General features: G+C 67.4%; 17 protein-coding genes. 6 read left to right on the forward strand and 11 right to left on the reverse strand.

The window, feature by feature from the left end:
* Positions 1 to 31: 31 nt before the first annotated feature.
* Entirely contained in the window at positions 32 to 493 is a 462-nt protein-coding gene (locus MRBLMI13_RS09170; RefSeq protein ID WP_367821971.1) for a VOC family protein, read from the forward strand.
* Positions 494 to 499: 6 nt separating this feature from the next.
* Here the strand turns inward: MRBLMI13_RS09170 and MRBLMI13_RS09175 are convergent, their stop codons facing one another.
* On the reverse strand, positions 500 to 1,834 hold the full coding sequence (locus MRBLMI13_RS09175; RefSeq protein ID WP_367821973.1) for a hypothetical protein: 1,335 nt from the start codon (positions 1,832 to 1,834) through the stop codon (positions 500 to 502).
* Between the two features lie 157 nt (positions 1,835 to 1,991).
* Entirely contained in the window at positions 1,992 to 3,425 is a 1,434-nt protein-coding gene (locus MRBLMI13_RS09180; RefSeq protein WP_367821975.1) for a serine/threonine-protein kinase, read from the reverse strand.
* Between the two features lie 227 nt (positions 3,426 to 3,652).
* Here MRBLMI13_RS09180 and MRBLMI13_RS09185 point away from each other — a divergent pair, with 227 nt between their 5' ends.
* Positions 3,653 to 3,880 carry a DUF2188 domain-containing protein gene (locus tag MRBLMI13_RS09185; RefSeq protein ID WP_042540651.1) on the forward strand — a complete coding sequence of 76 codons (228 nt, stop codon included), beginning with the start codon at positions 3,653 to 3,655 and terminating at the stop codon, positions 3,878 to 3,880.
* Between the two features lie 35 nt (positions 3,881 to 3,915).
* Positions 3,916 to 4,638 carry a 3-keto-5-aminohexanoate cleavage protein gene (locus tag MRBLMI13_RS09190; protein ID WP_367821977.1) on the forward strand — a complete coding sequence of 241 codons (723 nt, stop codon included), beginning with the start codon at positions 3,916 to 3,918 and terminating at the stop codon, positions 4,636 to 4,638.
* 9 nt (positions 4,639 to 4,647) lie between these two features.
* On the opposite strand, the gene MRBLMI13_RS09195 is transcribed toward MRBLMI13_RS09190, so the two are convergent.
* Together MRBLMI13_RS09195 and MRBLMI13_RS09200 are read right to left on the reverse strand one after the other, a co-directional pair.
* Positions 4,648 to 5,571 (reverse strand): NADP-dependent oxidoreductase, encoded by a 924-nt coding sequence (locus MRBLMI13_RS09195; RefSeq protein WP_367821979.1) that lies wholly within the window; start codon positions 5,569 to 5,571, stop codon positions 4,648 to 4,650.
* A 23-nt stretch (positions 5,572 to 5,594) separates the two neighbouring features.
* A complete protein-coding gene (locus MRBLMI13_RS09200; protein WP_367821981.1) occupies positions 5,595 to 6,212 on the reverse strand; it encodes an HD domain-containing protein in 618 nt (205 codons plus the stop codon).
* Positions 6,213 to 6,375: 163 nt separating this feature from the next.
* Between MRBLMI13_RS09200 and MRBLMI13_RS09205 the strand changes: the two genes are divergently transcribed.
* The 3 genes from MRBLMI13_RS09205 (at position 6,376) to MRBLMI13_RS09215 (ending at position 10,054) form a co-directional block, all read left to right on the forward strand.
* Complete coding sequence (locus MRBLMI13_RS09205) at positions 6,376 to 7,380, forward strand: GlxA family transcriptional regulator (protein ID WP_367821983.1); 1,005 nt, start codon at positions 6,376 to 6,378, stop codon at positions 7,378 to 7,380.
* A gap of 278 nt (positions 7,381 to 7,658) precedes the next feature.
* Positions 7,659 to 8,843 (forward strand): MalY/PatB family protein, encoded by a 1,185-nt coding sequence (locus tag MRBLMI13_RS09210; RefSeq protein WP_367821985.1) that lies wholly within the window; start codon positions 7,659 to 7,661, stop codon positions 8,841 to 8,843.
* 95 nt (positions 8,844 to 8,938) lie between these two features.
* Entirely contained in the window at positions 8,939 to 10,054 is a 1,116-nt protein-coding gene (locus MRBLMI13_RS09215) for a GntR family transcriptional regulator (RefSeq protein ID WP_367821987.1), read from the forward strand.
* Between the two features lie 214 nt (positions 10,055 to 10,268).
* Here the strand turns inward: MRBLMI13_RS09215 and MRBLMI13_RS09220 are convergent, their stop codons facing one another.
* From MRBLMI13_RS09220 to MRBLMI13_RS09250, 7 genes are all read right to left on the reverse strand, one after another.
* The gene (locus MRBLMI13_RS09220; protein ID WP_367821989.1) at positions 10,269 to 11,480 is read right to left on the reverse strand and encodes a glycoside hydrolase family 76 protein; all 1,212 of its coding nucleotides are present in this window, start codon (positions 11,478 to 11,480) and stop codon (positions 10,269 to 10,271) included.
* 72 nt (positions 11,481 to 11,552) lie between these two features.
* Positions 11,553 to 12,803 (reverse strand): ABC transporter substrate-binding protein, encoded by a 1,251-nt coding sequence (locus MRBLMI13_RS09225; RefSeq protein WP_042540657.1) that lies wholly within the window; start codon positions 12,801 to 12,803, stop codon positions 11,553 to 11,555.
* 59 nt (positions 12,804 to 12,862) lie between these two features.
* A complete protein-coding gene (locus MRBLMI13_RS09230) occupies positions 12,863 to 13,819 on the reverse strand; it encodes a carbohydrate ABC transporter permease (protein ID WP_367821991.1) in 957 nt (318 codons plus the stop codon).
* Positions 13,819 to 14,781 carry a carbohydrate ABC transporter permease gene (locus MRBLMI13_RS09235; RefSeq protein WP_367821993.1) on the reverse strand — a complete coding sequence of 321 codons (963 nt, stop codon included), beginning with the start codon at positions 14,779 to 14,781 and terminating at the stop codon, positions 13,819 to 13,821. Before MRBLMI13_RS09235 ends, MRBLMI13_RS09230 begins: the two co-directional genes overlap by 1 nt.
* The gene (locus tag MRBLMI13_RS09240; RefSeq protein ID WP_367821994.1) at positions 14,778 to 16,118 is read right to left on the reverse strand and encodes a glycoside hydrolase family 125 protein; all 1,341 of its coding nucleotides are present in this window, start codon (positions 16,116 to 16,118) and stop codon (positions 14,778 to 14,780) included. Before MRBLMI13_RS09240 ends, MRBLMI13_RS09235 begins: the two co-directional genes overlap by 4 nt.
* Before the next feature lie 453 nt (positions 16,119 to 16,571).
* On the reverse strand, positions 16,572 to 16,889 hold the full coding sequence (locus MRBLMI13_RS09245; RefSeq protein WP_311877601.1) for a GIY-YIG nuclease family protein: 318 nt from the start codon (positions 16,887 to 16,889) through the stop codon (positions 16,572 to 16,574).
* Positions 16,890 to 17,127: 238 nt separating this feature from the next.
* On the reverse strand, positions 17,128 to 18,297 hold the full coding sequence (locus MRBLMI13_RS09250; RefSeq protein WP_056375267.1) for a MalY/PatB family protein: 1,170 nt from the start codon (positions 18,295 to 18,297) through the stop codon (positions 17,128 to 17,130).
* Between the last annotated feature and the right edge of the window lie 259 nt (positions 18,298 to 18,556).

Raw genomic sequence — 18,556 nt, forward strand, 5'->3', positions numbered from 1 at the left:
GAATCCGCCGCACGACGATCGAGGAGACATCATGAGCATCGCAACCACCACCCACCTGAACTTCCGCGGCACCGCTCGCCAGGCGCTCGAGTTCTACCGAGCTGTCTTCGGCGGCGAGGTGACACTCGCCACCTACGGCGACTTCGGGATGCCTGCGGGCGTGCCCGGCGCCGAGAAGATCGTGTTCGGGCAGGTCGAGACCGCCGACGGCTTCCGGTTGATGGCATACGACATCCCGGGTGCGGATGACTCTGACGCGACCGCAGGCACGACCTCGCGGGAGAACGGGATGACGATCACCGACCGCCCCTTCTTCCAGTCGCTGCGCGCCGACTCGCTCGACGAGCTCACCGGATACTGGGACGCTCTCGCAGACGGCGCCTCGATCGTCGAGCCGCTCGCCGCGTCGGCGTGGTCGCCCGGGTTCGGGATGCTCACCGACCGCTTCGGCGTGACCTGGGTGCTCGACGTGCGGGCCGCCTACGCGGGCTGAGGAGCGTCAGCAGGATCCAGGGGTGAACGTGTACCCGTCCCACGACGTGAGCGCCGTGACGTCACGCGTGGTGTCGTCGACGAAAGTCGGGTTGCCGCTCGGGAGCACGAAGACGGTCCGAGCGTCGCCGGCGGATGTCGCGCATACGGGCGCGATCCACGGGGTCGGTGAGAGGACGACGATGGCGAGCGCAACGGCAGTCAGGAGTGGGATGCCTCGAAAGAGGCTCCACTGCTGGGTCCGGAACCACACGACATCCGCGACGTGCCGCCTTCCCAGGGCTCGTGAGTTCGCCGGCCCCGATCGCTTCGCCGCGCGGAAGTCGGCGGCCAGTCCGATCTTCGTCAGACGTGCGATGAAGTAGCCGTCATTCCAAGAATCACTGTTCAGCGCGTGGTCCCGCTTCTTCAGTGCCGTCTTTCGGAGCTTCAGCGCGAGCGTGTGAAGCTCGTCCGCTACCTCTCCCAGAGTGACTACGCGATCGGGAGGGTGTTCGGCGAGCGCGCTCGGCCGGTCCGCGAATCGCGATATGAGCACCATGCGAGAGAAGCGCGCCCAACGCTCCAGTTGCCACGGGACGGAGTAATTCTTGAAGACTGCAAAGCCGAAATAGATCAGCACGACCCACGACACGATGTTCCACGGGGCCGGAGCGAGGGCGATGGTGCCGAATCCGGCAAGCATCGTGAACAGGTAGATCGCTCCGGCCCGCCAAGACAGGACGTCGTCAGACAGAGTGATGCGAGGGAGGGCGTGCAGGATGAAGAGCATCCCGATCCCGAACAGGACGATCAGCCCCGGCAGTGGGGAGTTGAGAAAGCTGCCGATGATGATGAGCGGTAGGTCGCCGAGCGTCAGGGCGTTCGCGATCTGCTGCGCATTGCTCAGCAGGGGTGCCCACGGGAAGTCGTCGGCTGTCCACGCGCCTCCCGGCGTGGACACCGCGAGGAGCTTCAGCAGCGCGAGAGTGCCGACCAGCATCGTCCATCCGAAGACGATCACGGCGAGCTTGCCCTTTGTGTCAACGGTACGACTCGGTGACTTCGGCGCGAGTCGTGAGATCAGCCCGGCAGTGCGACTCCCGGGGTCTTTAGCGGGGAAGACGCCGTCATAGCGCTGTGAGGTCGTTCCGTCTTGGGAGTAATCCAGCTGCCACGAAATCTCGCCCGGGCGCGTGTCGGAGTCCCAGGACAGAGCGACGGTTCGATTGCGGCGCTTGCTCAAGAATACGATCGAGCGGCCATCATCGGCGACGTCCCCCCGGATTCCGTGCTCGATGTAGACCCGAGCGAGCAGCGTGTCGATCGATCTCAGGAAATCGTCGGAGACTGTCGCGGCCATACGCACACGCTACTGCGGTGTGCTCTCCGGTAGAGCGCCGTGTGATGCGTCGAGGACCATGTCGACCCTCACCGCCCGTCTCGACCTCATCGCAGATGAGAGGCGCGGCAATCCCGATCGCTGCCCGTCGTCGAGGGTGTCGACCCGTCGACGGAGTCTATTCCTTGCCCGGTTTGCCCTTGTCGGCTTTGTCGGCTTTGTCGGCCTTGTCGGGTTTGTTGCCCTTGTCGACCTTGCCTGCGTTCCCCGAATCGTCTACCTGGTCGGGTTTCCCGCCCTCGCCGGAGTCCTCGGAGACGATGACGACCTCGACGGGAGCCGCGGGCACGTCAGCGGGCGTCGTCTCGGCCGGTGCGCGGACGACTGGCACGGACGCCGTTCTCGACAGGTCGGCGGATGCGGGGGCGGTGAATGCCGCGAGGCCGGCGACGATCGCCCCGGTCGCGACGAGTCCGGCAGCGCCCGCGAGCACACGGTTGCGGGTTCGGGTGCGGGAAGCGCCGGCAGCGGCGACAGGTGCGGCACCGGCGACCGGAGTGACACCGGCAGCGTCTGTCGCCGGGAGCACAGCGGTCACGCCGGTCGGCGGCGAACCGCCGGCATCCGGTCCCGCTCCCGCCATCGGCTTCGCAGTCGCGGCAGAGTGCGCGCCGGCATCCTCCACCGGCGCCGTGCTTCCCACAGGATCCGCTCCGGCCGACGCGACGATGGCTGCCGCCGCCGCGGCGACTGCGGAACCGTTGGCGTCCGACGCGTAGCCCCTCAGCAGACCTCGCGCTGCACGAGCGACCTCGGCCGCGGTCGGTCGCTCTTCGGGCTCGAGCCGCGTCATGCGGGTCAGCAGATCGCGCCACTCCTGGGGAACCGTCTCGGAGATCCTCGGCGGTTGCGCGAGGCGGGCGATCGCCGCCGCGCGTCCGGAGCCGAGCGCGGTGTACCCGGTCTCCCCCGAGAGGGCTTCGAGCACGACCAGGCCCAGCGCGAAGACATCGACTGGAGTGCCGGGAGCGGCGTCGCGCAGCTGCTCCGGAGCCATATAGGTGAGTGTGCCGAGCACGATCCCCGGCGTCGTGAGCCGAGTGTCCTCGATCGACGTGGCGATGCCGAAGTCGGCGAGCTTCGCGGCGAGAGGCCGGCCCGACCGACCCCGTGCCAGCAGCACGTTCGACGGCTTGACGTCACGGTGCACGATCCCAGCCGCGTGCACCGCGGCCAGTCCCTCGGCGAGGTCGCGAGTGATACGCGCGACGTCTCGGGGCGGCAGCGGTCCTTCGGCCATGCGCGCGGCGAGGGTCGGTCCGTCGACGAACTCCATCACGAGGTACTGGGGTCGCCCGGGGGTGAGCTGCGCGTCGTACAGCGTCACGAGCGAGGGGTGACTCAGCGATGCGAGAAGCGCCTTCTCGGTGTGCGCCCGCTCGATCGATGCGACCGGGCCCTCGCCGTGGATCATCTTGATCGCGACGATGCGTCCGAGGTGCGTGTCTTCAGCGCGATAGACGGTCGCCATGCCGCCCTGCCCGACGCGGTCGTGCAGCACGTACCGTCCGTCGAGGAGTGCAGCCGTGGGCGAGACCACTTCCAACGTCATCACTTGCTCCCTGCTGATGCATCCGGGTCATGCATCCGATAACCGTAAACCGCACGAGCAGAGCTCGTCACAGGGCTTGACGTCGCGACTATTTGGTGAATGGTCCGCTCTTTCGACCCTCATCGCGACGCTCTTGGCTCGTCTGACGACGGGGCGGCACACTGTCAAGGGGCTCACCCGGTCTCAGGCCCGTCACGTAGAAAGGAGGCAGATCGAAAGGACGTGGCATGGCCGCAGGCGACATCGAGACCTTCCAGCGTGACGGGATCTGGTTCAACCGCATCGAGGGCGAATCCCGCACCCTGGGTTCCAGCTTCGGGACCCAAGACGAAGCCGTCCGGGCCGGCCGCGGAGCAGCGGCGGCGCGTCAGGTGCAGCACACCGTGCGCACCGACGAGGGACCATCCGACACCGGAAATCTGTATGACTGGCATCCGCGCGACCTCATGAACTGATGGGCGGCGATTCGTTGGACCGGTCAGACCGACGGATGCTGTTGCAGGCCTGCATCAACGGCGCCCGTTCGGCAACAGAGCATCCGGCACTGAGTGCCGACGCAGCCCTCTCCGCAGCTGATGCGGCGCGGGCCGTGGCCGCGGGGGCGACCGAGATCCATGTGCACCCGAAGGATGCCGCGGGGCACGACAGCCTGGCTGCCGCTGACGTCGGGCGGTGGCTGCGGGCCTTGAGGGCTGCGTGCCCCGAGGTGCCGATCGGTGTGACGACCGGAGCGTGGATCGAGCCCGATGTCGAGCTGCGGCTGGCCGCGATCTCGGAGTGGACGGACCTCCCCGACTTCGCATCCGTCAACTGGCACGAGGCCGGCGCTGACGACGTCGCCGAGCTGCTGCTCAGCCGAGGAGTCGGAGTCGAAGCGGGCATCTGGGACGCGACGGGTCTCGAGGCCTGGACTCAGTCGCCTGTCCGCAGCCGATGCACACGCGTGCTCATCGAACTGCCCGACGAGGCCGTCGAAGTCGTTCGTCGCCACGCCGGGGGGCTGATCGCGCACGTGCGGCTCGACGAGCCGAACATCCCGATCCTGCTGCATGGGGAACTGCGATCGGCGTGGCCTACGTTCACTCTCGCCGTCGAGCTCGAACTCGATTCGCGCATCGGACTCGAAGACACGCTCTCCCTCCCCGACGGGCGGACCGCTCCCGACAACGCGACGCTGGTGCGCACGGCGAGCGGGATCGCCTTCGCCGGCTGACGGGGTCCCTCATGTGTGCGGGCTCACCTGCACGATGATCTTGCCCGCGCCGTTCGGGCGGTTCACGAAGGCGTCCGCCGCCTCGCCCAGCGTCACCACCGTGCCGACCCGCGGCTTCAGCCGGCCGCTGAGGACCATGCGGCTCAAGCCGACGAGTTGCCGCCTGCTCGGCTCGACGACGAAGAAGCCGGTGCGGATGTCCGGACGCACTGTCGTCGGCGGTTCGGCGATGCTGACCAGGGCCCCGCCACGGCGCACCAGCGCGGCGGATCGTGTGGATATCTCGCCCCCGATCACGTCGAACACGAGGTCCACCTGTTCGGTCCCCCGCACCCACTCGGAGTCGAGGTCGAGGAAGTGATGTGCGCCGTTCGCCAGCACGACATCGCGTCGCGCCGAACGGCCCGACCCGATAACAGTCGCCCCGGCGTCGCGGGCGACTTGGATGGCGAGAGCACCGACTGCTCCCGCTGCGCCGTCGATGAGCACGGTCTGTCCGGTGCGCAGCGCGCCGTGTTGGATCAGCCCCTGCCACGCCGTGAGTCCCGAGATCGGCAGACTCGCGGCATCCAGATGGCCGATGTCTGCGGGCAACGGGGCGAGATTGCGTGCTTCCACGGCGACGTATTCGGCGAGCGAGCCGTCTCGCGCCCAGTCGGTGAGTCCGAACACGCGCTGTCCGACCGTCAGACCCGTCGTGCCGTAGCCCAGTTCGACGACCACACCCGAGACTTCATGTCCGGGGATGCTCGGGGTGCGGTCGCGCCCAGCGCGGTCGCTCCATGTGCCCGGCCATGCCAACTCGCCCGGGGTGAAGCTCGCGGCGTGCACGCGAACGATCACATCGTTCTCGGCCGCATGGGGGTAGGGCCGGTCCGTCAGACGGAGGCCTTCGACTCCTGCTTCTCGGTCGGTGACGGTTATCGCGCGCATCATCATGCTCCTTCTGGTGTTGCTCAACTGGTCCACGGGGCGCCCAGGATGCGCTCGACCGTGGTGGTGCGGTGCAGGTCGGGATCGGAGTGCTCGAGGATGTCGGAGTTCACCGTGCCGTTCGCGGTATCCGGTCGATCTCGGTGGCCGTCGACGACAGCACGGAGGAAGCCCTGCTTGAAGTCGCCGCGGGGATGGGCGTCGGTGATCGCCCGCACCGCGAGCGGATCCAGCGCATCCAGTCCGAATCCGAGGACGTCGGTCAGTACCCCGAAGTGCAGGGCAGCGATCTCCGCTCCCATGTGGCTGGGGATTCCCGGAGTCGTGTGCAGGGCGATCGCCGTCCAGACGGTGTCGGCCTCCGTCGTCGAGAATCCGTGATCGAGCAGCAGAGCTTTCCCGTGGTCGGCGCCGTCAACCTCGAATCGCTGCGTGACCTCCGAGAACGGCACGGCGAGGCCGGAGTCGTGCAGCAGGGCGGCGATATAGAGCAGCTCGGCGTCGACCTTCGTGCCGAGCCGGTCCGCATGGAGGAGCGAGAAGTAGAAGACGCGTCGAGAATGCTCGAGCAGGAGTGGGCTTGTCAGCCTCGAGGCCAGCTCGTTCGCAGCGGCCGCGACATCCGTATCAGGTGCTGTCATGCCGGCAATGGATGCGGTCATCATCGGGTCCTTTCGTCTGGAATTCCCCTTCAGCCATGCTCCTCGGCAAGGGTCTGCTCGCGCCGCCGGTTTTCCGCCAGGAACCCCTTGGATGCGGACCAATCCGCCCCTCTCGATCCCCGCGTCTGTGTTTGAATGTGGCGTGCCCACACGATCCGTCACCGACGGTGCGACCCAGGCGCCTGCGAGAGTCGGGTTCCTGGTCTATGACGGTGTCACCCTGCTCGACGTCGCAGGCCCCGCGGAGGTGTTCGCAGAGGCGAACAAGCAGGGGGCGGATTACGAGCTGTCGTTCCTGTCTCCCACCGGAGCAGACGTCGTCTCGAACCTGGGTATGCGGGTCTCCGTAGACGGTGCCGTCGACAGCTCGCCCGCGCTCGACACCTACATCATCCCCGGCTCGACGGTCTATCCGCGTGCGCGGGTCTCGCGGGCACTCGCCGACGCGGCATCCGTTCCGGCCACGTCTGCGCGTCGCGTCGCGTCGGTGTGCACGGGCGCCTTCGTGCTTGCCGCGACGGGGCTTCTCGACGGCAAACGCGCGACCACGCATTGGAAGGTGACGCAGGAGCTCGCGGCGCTGTGCCCGTCGTGCGACGTGCAACCTGACGCGATCTATGTGCGCGACGGCAGCACCTACTCGTCCGCGGGGGTCACCGCCGGAATAGACCTGGCTCTGGCACTCGTGGAGGAGGATCACGGCCCTGCGCTCACGCGTGAGGTCGCGCGGGCTCTCGTCGTCTACATGCAGCGATCGGGCGGGCAGTCGCAGTTCTCCGCACCATTGCAGGGCGTGGCGCCTCGGTCGCCCATGGCGGTGCAGATCGCGGAACTCGTCGCGTCCGATCCCCAGGGTGATTTCTCGCTCGATGCCCTCGCGGCGCACCTCAACATCAGCGCGCGTCACCTGACCCGGCTCATCCACGACGAGCTCTCGTCGACCCCTGCCCGGTACGTCCGCGACATCCGTTTCGAGGTGGCCCGCGGCTTCCTCGACCAGGGACACACCGCGACCGCCGCCGCGCAGTTCTCCGGTTTTCCGAGTTACGAGAGTCTGCGTCAGGAGTTCGGGCGGAGGCTCGGCATCAGCCCCGCCGCATACCGCCGCGGGTTCGGCACGACAAGTCGAGATAGTGCTTCCCCATAGCGTCGACTGAGCTGACCCCGTGCCCCTCCCGTGCCCCTCCCGCGCCCAGACTCAGCCTCCGGCTTCGCTGCCGATCGGCCGCCGTCACTCGCCGAAACGGGAATCGCGCTACGGCGTGAGCGTCTTTAGTGTGGAAGCTCCCGCTGTGAAGGAGTACGCGTGTCTGAGTCCACGACCACGACCGCCGGCTGTGCCGGTCGCCCCGCGACGGTGATCGCGTGAGCATTCGTGTGACCGCCGTCCGATGTCGGTTCGCGGGCTGCTGAGAGCGGCTCGCCATGACCGATCACCGCGCGCGCACTGACCCGCATCTGTTCGACTCCCGCACGAGGTTCGACCTCGATCGACCTGAGAGCCGCAAGTGGAGTCTGCACCCTGGACGCATCGGCGCGTGGGTCGCCGAGATGGACTTCGGCGTTGCGCCCGTGATCGCCGATGCCATGCACCGAGCGATCGACGAAGAGAACCTCGGATACCTGTCGCCCCCGCTGGCCGCCCGGCTCGGTGAGGCGACCGCCGAGTGGATGCAGCGGGAGTACGACTGGGCGATCGATCCGGAGCGCGTGCATCCGGTGTCCGACGTGATGGCCGCGCTGCGCGTCGCGGTGGAGGAGTACGCACCCGCGGGATCACCGGTCATCGTGCCCACTCCCGCATATATGCCGTTCCTGACATATCTGCCCGCGATCGGGCATCCGGTGATCGAGATCCCCGGTGTCCAGGTCGACGGGCGCTGGCATCACGACCTACAGCGCATCGATGAGGCGTTCGCCGCCGGTGCCCGCACGCTCGTGCTCTGCAACCCGCACAACCCGACCGGAACCGTCGTCGAGAGAGCCGAGCTCGAGGCGCTCGCCGAGATCGTGGAGCGCCACGGCGGTCGGGTGTTCGCGGATGAGATCCACGCGCCGCTGCGCTTCGACGGCCGACCGTTCATCCCCTATGCGTCGGTGTCTGAGGCCACGGCCGCGCACACCGTCACCGGCACGAGCGCGTCGAAGGCATGGAACATCCCCGGGCTCAAGACCGCTCAGCTGATCACGTCCAATGACGCCGACCAGGAGCTCTACCGCCGGTTCGGGTTCTCGGTGCAGCACGGAGCCGCGACGCTCGGCGTGGTCGCGTCGACCGCGGCGTATCGCGAGGGCAAGCCGTGGCTCGACGGGGTGCTCGCGTATCTCTCCGAGACGCGGCACCTTCTGGGATCGCTCGTCGCCGAACATCTTCCCGGCGCGATCTATCGCGAACCGGACGCGACCTACATCGGCTGGATCGACACGAGCGAGCTGGGGATCGAGGGCGCGCCGGCCGCCTTCTTCCGCGACCACGCGGGAGTCGTGCTGACCGAGGGGGCGCTGCTCGGACGCGGGTACGAGGACTTCGTACGCGTCGTGTTCGCGACTCCTCGGCCGATCCTGCGCGAGGCGTTCGCGGCGATGGGGGATGCCGTTCGCGCGCGGTGAATCGTTCCCGCGGCGGCGAGGTGGCGTACGGCGCGACATCCGTTCACGAAGCCTGTAGATTAAATATAACTATTGGCTGAAACGATCGGACAGACGTGCTCTACAAGCAGGTGTACGAAGCGTTGCGCGAGTCGATCTTGCGGGGCGAGTACGCGGTCGGCGACCGGATGCCGTCCGAGGCGGAGCTGTCGAGCCGGTTCGATGTCAGCCCCATCACGATCAAACGGGCGCTCGATCTTCTGCGCACCGACGGTCTGATCATGCGCCGCCCGCGAATCGGCACGGTGGTCACCAGCCTCACGCCCACGGCGCCGCAGGCTCCCGCCCGTGTGCAGAACGACGCCGACCGCAGCCCCTCTCTGATCGGGTGCGTGATCACCAGCTTCGACGACAGCTTCGGCAACAAGGTGATCGAGGGCATCCTCGCGGCGACCGGCGCCGACACCCATGTCGTCTTCAAGCGATCCGGAGGCGACCTCGCCGACGAGGACGCCTGCATCCGCGCCCTGGTCGGCGCCGGTGTCGAGGGCCTGATCCTGCTTCCGAGCTCGTCGGAGTACATCCCGCCCGCCGCCCTCGAACTGGTCGCCAAGAAGTTCCCCGTCGTGATCCTCGACCGCCTCTTCGACGGGATCCCGGTCTCGGCCGTCTGCTCCGACAACCTCGCGGGTGGGCGCGCTGCGACCGAGCACCTGCTCGACCTCGGACACAAGACGATCGGATTCGTGAGCTCGACCAGCCACGTCTCATCGAGCGACGATCGGCGCAACGGGTACATCCACGCTCACGCCTCCAACCATCTGCCCCTCGAGAACAGCGCCGAGCTGCGCACGATCGGCTCGACCGTGCCCGGCAGCGCCGACACCATCGAGCAGGACATCGCCCGGTTGGTCGCGTTCATCGAAGAGCATCCCGACATCACCGGCTACGTCGCGGCCGAGTACAACATCGCGCTGATGCTGCGCGAGGCATGCCACAGACTCGGGCTCGAGGTTCCGGCGGACATCTCGATCGTCTGCTTCGACCACCCGGATGCCACGTTCGACACACGGCTGTTCCGCTACACCCACATCCGCCAGCAACAGCGCACTCTCGGCGAGAAGGCTGTCGAGTCGGTGAGGCGCCAGATCAGCGCGCCGAGCGAGATCGAGAAGGTCGTGCTGCCCACGGAGCTCATCCTCGGCTCGTCGTCGGCCGCTCCGCGCGGCTGACTCGTCGCGTCTGACCGGCTGCGCGTTCACAATTCAGCACGGATCTCGGATTCCCGGCTCGAACCGTCGTAGAGGCGCTGATCCCGGCCGATCATGCTGAATACGAGACCGCTGCCCCGCCCCCGCAGGCCGAGATCCGGTCGGACGCGGAGACCCCCCGAACGCAGCGATCCGCCCGCAGGCCGAAGCCCACGGGCGGATCATAGAGCCGGTTTCAGCGTGCTACGCGCGCCGCACCCACCTGAGCCGCACCCACCTGAGCCGCACCCAACGGAGCCGCACCCGCCGGAGCCTCAGCTCCCGCAGCACCGACCGCAGCACCGACACCACCGCCGACAACACCGCCGACAACACCGCCGACCTCTCGAGCCTCGAGTCGTGCCCGCTGCTCGACGGCGAAGATCGCGCTGACCATCGTCGAGTAGGGGACCCACTCCACCGGGGGCCGCGACCAGTCGTTGCCCGGGCGCAGGTGCCCGTCGACCAGGCCGTTCTGCCACAGCGCATCGGTGCCGGCTCGCACGAAGCCATCGAGCTCGACCCGCTCCGAGGCGAAGGAGTCCGACTCGGTCAGAACCGCCAGCAGCTCACCGAGGTAGCGATAGTAGACGCCCTTGAAGAGGCCTTCGTCGCCGCCGTCTCCCTCGTCCGGGAAGACCGTCCCGTCGCTCAGCTCGCGCACCGCGGTGATCGCCGTCTGCACGGCCCGCTGCAAGAAGACGTCGTCGCCCGTGGCACGGAACAGCTCGACCGCGGCGCCGACATAGAGCCCCTGGTTGTAGGTGAAGCGCCACTGGGTGTCGACGGCGCCGTCACCGGTGCGGTTGATGCCGTCTTCGACGAAGCCGTCGTTGCCGACCAGGTTCGCGGTCAGCCAGTCGAAGGCCCGCCGCGCATACGACAGATAGTCGCGCGACGTGTCGAGGCGACTCAATCGCACCCCGAGGATCACGAGCGGCCCGTTCGCCGGAGTGTTCTTGTAGGCGAGCTGCTGTTTGCGCCAGGCGAGGCTCCACCCGAGAGTCTCGTTCCAGCCCTCGGCGATGACGTGATCCCAGATCGCGATCGCCTCGTCGAGGTACTGCCGCTCGGCGGTCGCCCGGTGCACGCGCTCGAGCGCGAGAGCGAACCACAGCATGTCGTCGAAATAGTCGTTGAAGAGCTGCCCGCCGTTGCGCTCGACGATGTTGTCGCGTGCGGTGATCGCCTGCGCGATCCAGGCGTCGTCGTCGGTGCGCACCCAGGCATCCACTCGGGCGTCGATCACGTGGGCGAGCCACCAGTAGTTGAAGACCTCGGTGTTGCCGCGGTCATGCGGGTGGCTGTTCGCGAGGAACTGGATGCCGGGAACACCGAAGAAGTGGTCGAGGCTCTGCTGCGCGGTGTCGGCACGGGCCGACCAGGTCTGCGCGGAAGTGCTGGTCATATGTCCTTTTCCTGAGGGTGGATGGCGGCGGATCGCGCGGCCGCCTGAGACGGCTGCGCGATCCGACGGGGGTCAGCGGTTCTGTTCGAGAAGTTGGTCGCCCTGCTCCTGGGCATCCTTCAGCGCCTGCTCGGCCGAGATCTCGCCAGACAGGAACCGCTCGAGCGCGGGCACGAGCGCCTTGCCCTCGACGTCCGAGAAGCCCTGCACATTGGGGCGGGTCTGCGCATAGTTCATCGTCTCGATGAAGGCGGCGTAGTGCTCGTCCTCGGTGAAGAACGGGTCGTTCGCGGCCTCGATGTTGGCCGGGATCCAGCCCGAGATCTCACCGAACGCGACACCGTTCTCGGCCTCGGTCGTCCACCACTTCATGAACTCCCACGCGCCTTCGGCGTTCTTCGCGCCCTCGGGGATGACGAGTCCGAAGCCGCCCATGTAGGCGCCCTGGTCGCCGTTCGGTCCGGCGGGCGGCTGCACGACGCCGTATTCGAGGCCGTCGACCTTGTCGAGGGTCGAGAGCGCCCAGGGCCCGTCGAGCTTCATGGCCGTGCGGCTCTCGGCGAACGAGTCTCCCGTGTCGCCGAAGCCCTGCTCGTAGACGCCCGCATCGAGCAGGCTCTGCCAGAAGTTCAGCACCTCGAGGCCCTCAGGGCTGTTGAACGCGGTCTTCGTCTGGTCGTCGTTGAGCAGCTGACCGCCCGCCTGCGCGAGGTACATGTTGAACAGGCCGGGGTCGCTGAGGTCGAGGCCGGCCTGCGTCAGCTTGCCGCCGTCCTTCACGGTGAGCGCCTCGGCGGCGGTCTTCAGCTCGTCCCAGTCGGTGGGTGCGGTGACTCCGGCATCCGTCAGCAGCGTCTGGTTGAAGAGCAGCGACCGGTTGTCGACGAGCAGCGGCAGGCCGTAGAGCTCGCCATCGACCTCCATCTCGCCGAGCGCCGGCTCGTAGAAGATGCTCGTGTCGACGGCATCCTCTTCCATGAACTCGTCGATCGGGGCGAGTGCCCCCTTGGGTGCGTAGAGCGAGGTCTGATAGCGGTCCCAGAGCACGACGTCAGGAACCTGACCGCCGGCGAGCGAGGTGAGGAGCTTCTCTTCGACGAGCTCCTGCGGCACGTACGAGACCTCGTAGTCGTCCTGCGACTCGTTGAACCGCTCGGCCTGGGCTTCGAGCTGGTCGACCTGGTCGCCGGACCACGAGCCCCACATGACGACGGGCTCGGGGCCGTCGCCGCCGCCGGCGTCGCTGCCGGATGCACAGCCGGCGACGGTCACGACGAGGGATGCCGTGGCGAACACGGTCAGGACTCTCAGGTGCTTCTTCATCGAAATCTCCTTGGTGTGATGCGTGTGGTGGGTGTGGTGGGAAAGGGAAAACCGGTGGATCACTTCGACCCGACGTGGGCGACGCCCTCGATGATGTAGCGCTGCGCGAAGAGGAACACGAGCAGCACCGGGAGGCTGGCGATCACGGTGCCGGCCATGAGGGGACCGAAAGCGGTCTCGTAGTTGTTGACGAACGAGGCGAGGCCGACCTGGACGGTCATCATGTCCTGGCTGTTGAGCACGATCAGCGGCCAGAGGAAGTTGTTCCATCCGGCCTGGAAGCTGATGATGCCCAGCACTGCGAGCCCGGCCTTGGCGAGGGGGAAGTAGATGATCGCGAAGATGCGGAACTCGCTCGCGCCGTCGATGCGGGCCGCTTCGCCCAGCTCGTCGGGAAGCGTCTCGAAGAACTGCTTCATGAAGAACACGGCGAAGGCTCCGGCGGCACCGGGGATGATCACGGCCCAGTAGGTGTTGATCAGGCCGAGACCGCCCTGTCCGAAGACGTCATTGCCGCCGGCGAACGGGATCGAGCGCAGGATCAGGAACGACGGGATCATCGTGATGATGCCGGGGATCATGAGCGACGAGAGGAACACCGCGAAGACCGCCGCGCGGCCCTTGAACTGCAGCTTGGCCAGGGCGTAGCCGCCGAGGGCGCCGAAGAAGATGTTCGTCACGGCCCCGCCGATGCCGAGCACGAGCGAATTCACGAAGTAGCGGCCGAACGGCACCTCCTCGAACACCTGCAGGTAGTTCTCGAGTGTGGCGTTCGCGGGGATCAGGTTGAGCGCGCCCGAGAGGATCTCGGTGGCGGGCTTCAACGAGGTCGAGATCGTCCAGACGAGCGGGGCGACGGTGACGACGCTGATCAGGATGACGCCGACGTACCAGCCGACCGTCGCGATGCGCTTGCGGGTCGTCGGCTTGCGGCGCGAGGGCAGGGGCGCGGCCACCGGGGTGCCGGCGGCAACCGCGGTCTCGATGGCGCGGCCACCGCTGAGCGTGTTCGTCATCAGACGCCCTTCCGGTTGTTGAGCTTCGCGTTCAGAAGCGAGAACACGAGGATGATCAGGAAGAGCACGAACGACAGGGCCGACGCGTAGCCCATCTCGAGCGCGCCGAAGCCCTTGTTGTAGATGTAATAGACCATCGTGACGGTCGAGTTGCCCGGTCCGCCCTTCGTCAGCACATAGGCCTGGTCGAAGACCTGGAACGCGCCGATGATGAGCAGCGTCGACACGAGGAACGTCGTGCGCGTGAGCGACGGCAGCGTCACGTAGCGGAACTGCTGCCAGGCGTTCGCCCCGTCGAGGCGGGCCGCTTCGTAGAGCTCCCCGGGCACTCCCTGCAGGCCCCCGAGGAAGATGATCATGTTGGCGCCGAACCCGGCCCAGACGCTCATCATGACGATCGCGATCATCGCCCACTGCGACTCGTACAGCCACGCGGGCCCGTCGACGCCGAACCAGCTGAGCGCCACGTTCAGCAGACCGTTCTGCGGGTTCAGCATCCAGAACCAGATCGTCGCGGTCGCCACTGTCGAGGCGACGACGGGGATGTAGAAGAGGGTGCGGAACAGGCGCACCGCACGGTGGCGGCGATTGAGAAGCAGGGCGGTGCCGAGGGCGACGACGAGACCCGCCGGCACGTACAGCACCGTGTAGTACGCGGTGTTGCGCAGGGCGATCCAGAAGAACGGGTCGACCGCGATGTCGAGGTAGTTCTGGATGCCCAGCCACTCGAAGTCGCCGACGATCGCGTAGTCGGTGAGGCTCAGCACGAGTGCGATGACGATCGGCAGCGCCATGAACACGACGAACAGCACGCCGGGCACGAGCAGGAACAGCCAGGCGTTCCAGGTCATCTGCCTCGCGCTGGGGTTGCGGGACTTGCGCGGCTTGCCGGGTGTGGGCCCCGTGTTCGTCGGGCGGGACTCGTCGACGGATGCCGGAGCGTCCGTGGTCGTGGCGCTCATGCCGGTCGCGCTTCGGTGAGGGGCTTGCGGCGGACGGGCTCTCGACGGGGAGTGGCGAGTCCGGTCATGTCGAGCACGAGTTCGCAGAACATCGCGTTCGCCCACGAGAACCACTCCCGGGTGAAGACAGATGGATCGGTGACGAGGAACGACTCGTGCATGAGGCCGGTTCCGGCATCCGTCTCGAGCAGCAGCCGCAGGATGCGCTCCTTCTCGGCCCGATCGTCAGTGGTCAGCGCTTCGATGCAGAGGCCGATCGGCCAGACGTGGTCGACCGGGGTGTGCGGGCTGCCAAGGCCGCTCGAGTCGGTTCCCGAGGCGAGGGTTCCCGTGAAGAAGACCGGATTCGCGGTGCTCAGAATGAAGCGGCGGGTTGCGAGGTAGAGCGGATCGTCCGTTCCGCACCAGCCGATCAGCGGCAGGGACAGCAGGCTCGGCACATTCGCGTCGTCGAGAAGCAGGATGCCGCCGCGACCGTCGACCTCGTAGGCATAGATGTCGTCGCCCGAAGGGCTCGTGACGACCGTGTGCTCGGCGATGCCGCGCTCGATGTCGGCGCGCAGGTCGCGAGCGCTCGCCGCGAGGTCTTCGTCGTGCAGCACCTCGATCGCGATGCTCTCGATGTGCTGCAGCTCGACTGCGGCGAACATGTTCCCCGGCACGTTGTAGCCGTACTCGCAGGCGTCGTCGCTCGGGCGGAACGCCGACCAGGTGAGGCCCGTCTGCGCCGTCTCGCTGCCGCGCCCCTCGCGTACGAGTGTGTCGCTGGGCGGGCAGTCGAAGCGCTCGAACCGGTACGTCGAGTGGGCCTCGTGGTCCTGCTCGGTGCGCCAAAGCTCGATGATCGCACGTGCGGCGCGGGCGAAGGAGTCGCCGAGATGGTCGGCGCGGCCCGTCGTCGCCCACAGGTCGTGTGCGAGCTGCACGGGGTAGCAGAGGGAGTCGACCTCGTACTTGCGCTCCCAGATCCAGGGCGACTGCTCGGTGCGGTCGCTCTGGTGTCCGCTGCCGTCGGGTGCGGCGTTGAAGGCGTTGGCATACGGGTCGAGCAGCACGTACTCGATCTGCCGGCGCGACACCGCGGCGATCATGTCACTGATGGTCTGGTCCTCGGCAGCGAAGTGCAGGTACGGGCCGAGCTGGGCGGTCGAGTCGCGCAGCCACATCGCGGGGATGTCGCCCGTCAGCATGAACAGGGTGCCGTCGGGCATCTCGCGCAGGGTGGTGCCGAGGGTGTTCTCGAAGCAGCGCTCGAACATGGCCGCTGTCGCCTCGTCTGTCCGCGATCGCACGCGCTCTGCGACGGAGTGGATGAAGTCCGAATGGGTCTGAGCCACGATGCTCCTCGGTGAACCTGAGGTCGCCCCGCTCTGGACGACATCGCCGAGTGTAGCCCGGAATGCAGATTAAATCTATTTATATGTTTAGTTATGTACGAGACGGCTGGAATCCCGCGATTCTGGGCGCTGCTGCCTGGGAATAAGTATACCTATTCGTCTGGTTCTGGCCTGGGGTCTGAATCGCGCATGGTCACCGGCGCGATGATGCTCGGCGTCACGGGAACCCCGCGTCGCCTGGCGCAGCTGCGCGCCTGGGATCGGCGATGGTCTGGCGGATGCGGATGCGGATGCGGATGCGGATGCGGATGCGGCGGCGATGTTCCGGATCCCGCCGGAGCCTTCGTCCCCCGCCCTTTGAGCGCCTTCGTCCCTGTTCGTTGAGCGAGGCCGGCGGACCCTTCGCCCCCGGTCGTTGAGCGAGGCCGGCGGAGCCGCCCGAGACGAAACGCGCTACCTCACCGCGGGACGCTTCCCCCGAGCCGCCCGCTCGCGCCGCTCCCGCACGCTCCACCCACGCACCGCATCCAGCCCGCCGTCGATGAACGCCAGTCGCTTCGCGTGGCTCCACCCCTGCAGGCGCTTCTCCCATGCGAAGGCATCATCGATGCGGGCGTGCTCGCTGCTCCAGATGAGTTCGACCGGGAGCCGCCGTTTCGTGTACTCGCTGCCCATCCCCTCCTGGTGCTGGACGATCCGCTTGGTGAGATCGCGGGTGCTGCCGACGTAGAGCGTGCCGTCGGAGCAGCGAAGAATGTAGACGTATCCCATGCAGGCGGAGCGTACGCGCGGATGCCGACACTCGCCGCCGTCCGGGGGTGGGTGCGTTTCGTCTCGGGCGGCTTCGCAGTCCTCGCTCAACGACCGGGAGGAGGGGGTGCGGTGCGTTTCGTCTCGGGCGGCTTCGCCGTCCTCGCTCAACGACCGGGAGGGGCGCCGTCCTCGGCCAGCGACCGAAAGCGGAAGAGGAGCACCGGTCGTTGAGCGAGCGGAGCGAGACGAAACGCGCTCAGACCGCCCGGTCGCGCAGTGCGGCGGCGATCCGGTCGACCGCCTCGACCATGACCGGTCGGGGGAGCGCGAAGACGAAGCGCGTGTATCCGATCGCTGCCTCACCGCAGGCGGCGCCATCCGTCATCGCGACTCCGGCGTGCTCACGGAACCACTCGCCGAGATCCCCGGTCAACCCGGTCTCGCGGAAGTCGAGAAGCGCGATGTAGCTGCCCTCGGGCACGATCATCCGCACGCCGGGCAGCTTCTCGTCGACGAGCTGCGCCAGCATCCGCCGGTTGCCGTCGAGGTAGTCGACCACCTCATCGAGCCACTCGCGGCCGCCCGTGTAGGCCGCGATGTTCGCGACGACGCCGAGCGTCGAGGTGCCGTGCCCTGCCCAGAATCCGAGGCTCTCCCACAGCGCGGCGTCTGCGTCGTTCGAGAGGATGACCTGCGCGCACTTGAGGCCTGCGAGGTTCCACGCCTTCGACGCCGACGTCGCGGTCAGCGTGTGCGACGCCGCCGCCTCCGACACCGATGCGTACGGAATGTGCTGAGCCGGCGCGTAGACGATGGGTGCGTGGATCTCGTCGGAGAACACCCGGCCACCGGCATCCGCCACGACCGAGGCGATCGCGAGCAGCTCGTCACGGGTCGCCACGGTACCGAGCGGGTTGTGCGGGTTGCAGAGCACCAGCATCTCGCCGCCGTCGCGGAATGCCTGGGCGACGGCATCCAGGTCCATGACCCAGCGTCCGTCGACCTCGATGCTCGGCACCTCGATCACTCGACGGTCATGCATCGGCGGCACCAGGAGGAACGGCATGTATGCGGGCGTCGGCACGATGATCGCCGAGCCGGGAGTCGTGAAGTGCTCGATCGCCAGCTCGAACGCGGCGATCACGTCGGGGACATGGTGCACCCGCTCGGGCGAGATCTCCCACCCATACGAATCGGAGTACCAGCGGGCCGTGGCCTGCGAGAGGTCCTTGGCGAGCTTCTCGGGCAGGTAGCCGGTGACGCCCAGATCCAACGCATCCTTCACCGCGCTGTTGATCGCGGGGGCGAGTCCGAAGTCCATCTCGGCGACGAACGCGCCGATCATGTCGGGGAAGTTCGTCCATTTCAGGCTGCCTGCCGCTCGCAGGTCGTCTTGCGTGATCTGGTCGAACGTTCCGGTCGTCATTCTTCAATCCTTCCATCCACGGGGAGCCCTCGGCCCGGATGCGGAAGGTCTGGGCTCGTCGACACCTGCACGTCCGGATCACAGATGCATGCCGAGAACGACGGGCTCGGCCTGCATCCGTGATCTGAGCGTGCATCTGTGAGGGCTGCCCGGACGCGGCCCGCACCGAGGGCGGGCCGCGTGCGGGGTCACTTTCGCATCGGAAGACGGCCCTTCGGATGCGTTTTCGACCCCGCACCGAGTGCCCGATGCGTGCGAG

Source organism: Microbacterium sp. LMI13-1-1.1, from assembly GCF_040815625.1.
Lineage (GTDB): Bacteria > Actinomycetota > Actinomycetes > Actinomycetales > Microbacteriaceae > Microbacterium > Microbacterium forte.

Excerpts from the sequence above, each read along its gene's own strand:
- MRBLMI13_RS09170 (WP_367821971.1), top strand. The coding sequence starts at position 32 with ATGAGCATCGCAACCACCACCCACCTGAACTTCCGCGGCACCGCTCGC.
- MRBLMI13_RS09175 (WP_367821973.1), bottom strand. The coding sequence starts at position 1,834 with ATGGCCGCGACAGTCTCCGACGATTTCCTGAGATCGATCGACACGCTG.
- MRBLMI13_RS09180 (WP_367821975.1), bottom strand. The coding sequence starts at position 3,425 with ATGACGTTGGAAGTGGTCTCGCCCACGGCTGCACTCCTCGACGGACGG.
- MRBLMI13_RS09185 (WP_042540651.1), top strand. The coding sequence starts at position 3,653 with ATGGCCGCAGGCGACATCGAGACCTTCCAGCGTGACGGGATCTGGTTC.
- MRBLMI13_RS09190 (WP_367821977.1), top strand. The coding sequence starts at position 3,916 with ATGCTGTTGCAGGCCTGCATCAACGGCGCCCGTTCGGCAACAGAGCAT.
- MRBLMI13_RS09195 (WP_367821979.1), bottom strand. The coding sequence starts at position 5,571 with ATGCGCGCGATAACCGTCACCGACCGAGAAGCAGGAGTCGAAGGCCTC.
- MRBLMI13_RS09200 (WP_367821981.1), bottom strand. The coding sequence starts at position 6,212 with ATGACAGCACCTGATACGGATGTCGCGGCCGCTGCGAACGAGCTGGCC.
- MRBLMI13_RS09210 (WP_367821985.1), top strand. The coding sequence starts at position 7,659 with ATGACCGATCACCGCGCGCGCACTGACCCGCATCTGTTCGACTCCCGC.
- MRBLMI13_RS09220 (WP_367821989.1), bottom strand. The coding sequence starts at position 11,480 with ATGACCAGCACTTCCGCGCAGACCTGGTCGGCCCGTGCCGACACCGCG.
- MRBLMI13_RS09225 (WP_042540657.1), bottom strand. The coding sequence starts at position 12,803 with ATGAAGAAGCACCTGAGAGTCCTGACCGTGTTCGCCACGGCATCCCTC.
- MRBLMI13_RS09230 (WP_367821991.1), bottom strand. The coding sequence starts at position 13,819 with ATGACGAACACGCTCAGCGGTGGCCGCGCCATCGAGACCGCGGTTGCC.
- MRBLMI13_RS09235 (WP_367821993.1), bottom strand. The coding sequence starts at position 14,781 with ATGAGCGCCACGACCACGGACGCTCCGGCATCCGTCGACGAGTCCCGC.
- MRBLMI13_RS09245 (WP_311877601.1), bottom strand. The coding sequence starts at position 16,889 with ATGGGATACGTCTACATTCTTCGCTGCTCCGACGGCACGCTCTACGTC.
- MRBLMI13_RS09250 (WP_056375267.1), bottom strand. The coding sequence starts at position 18,297 with ATGACGACCGGAACGTTCGACCAGATCACGCAAGACGACCTGCGAGCG.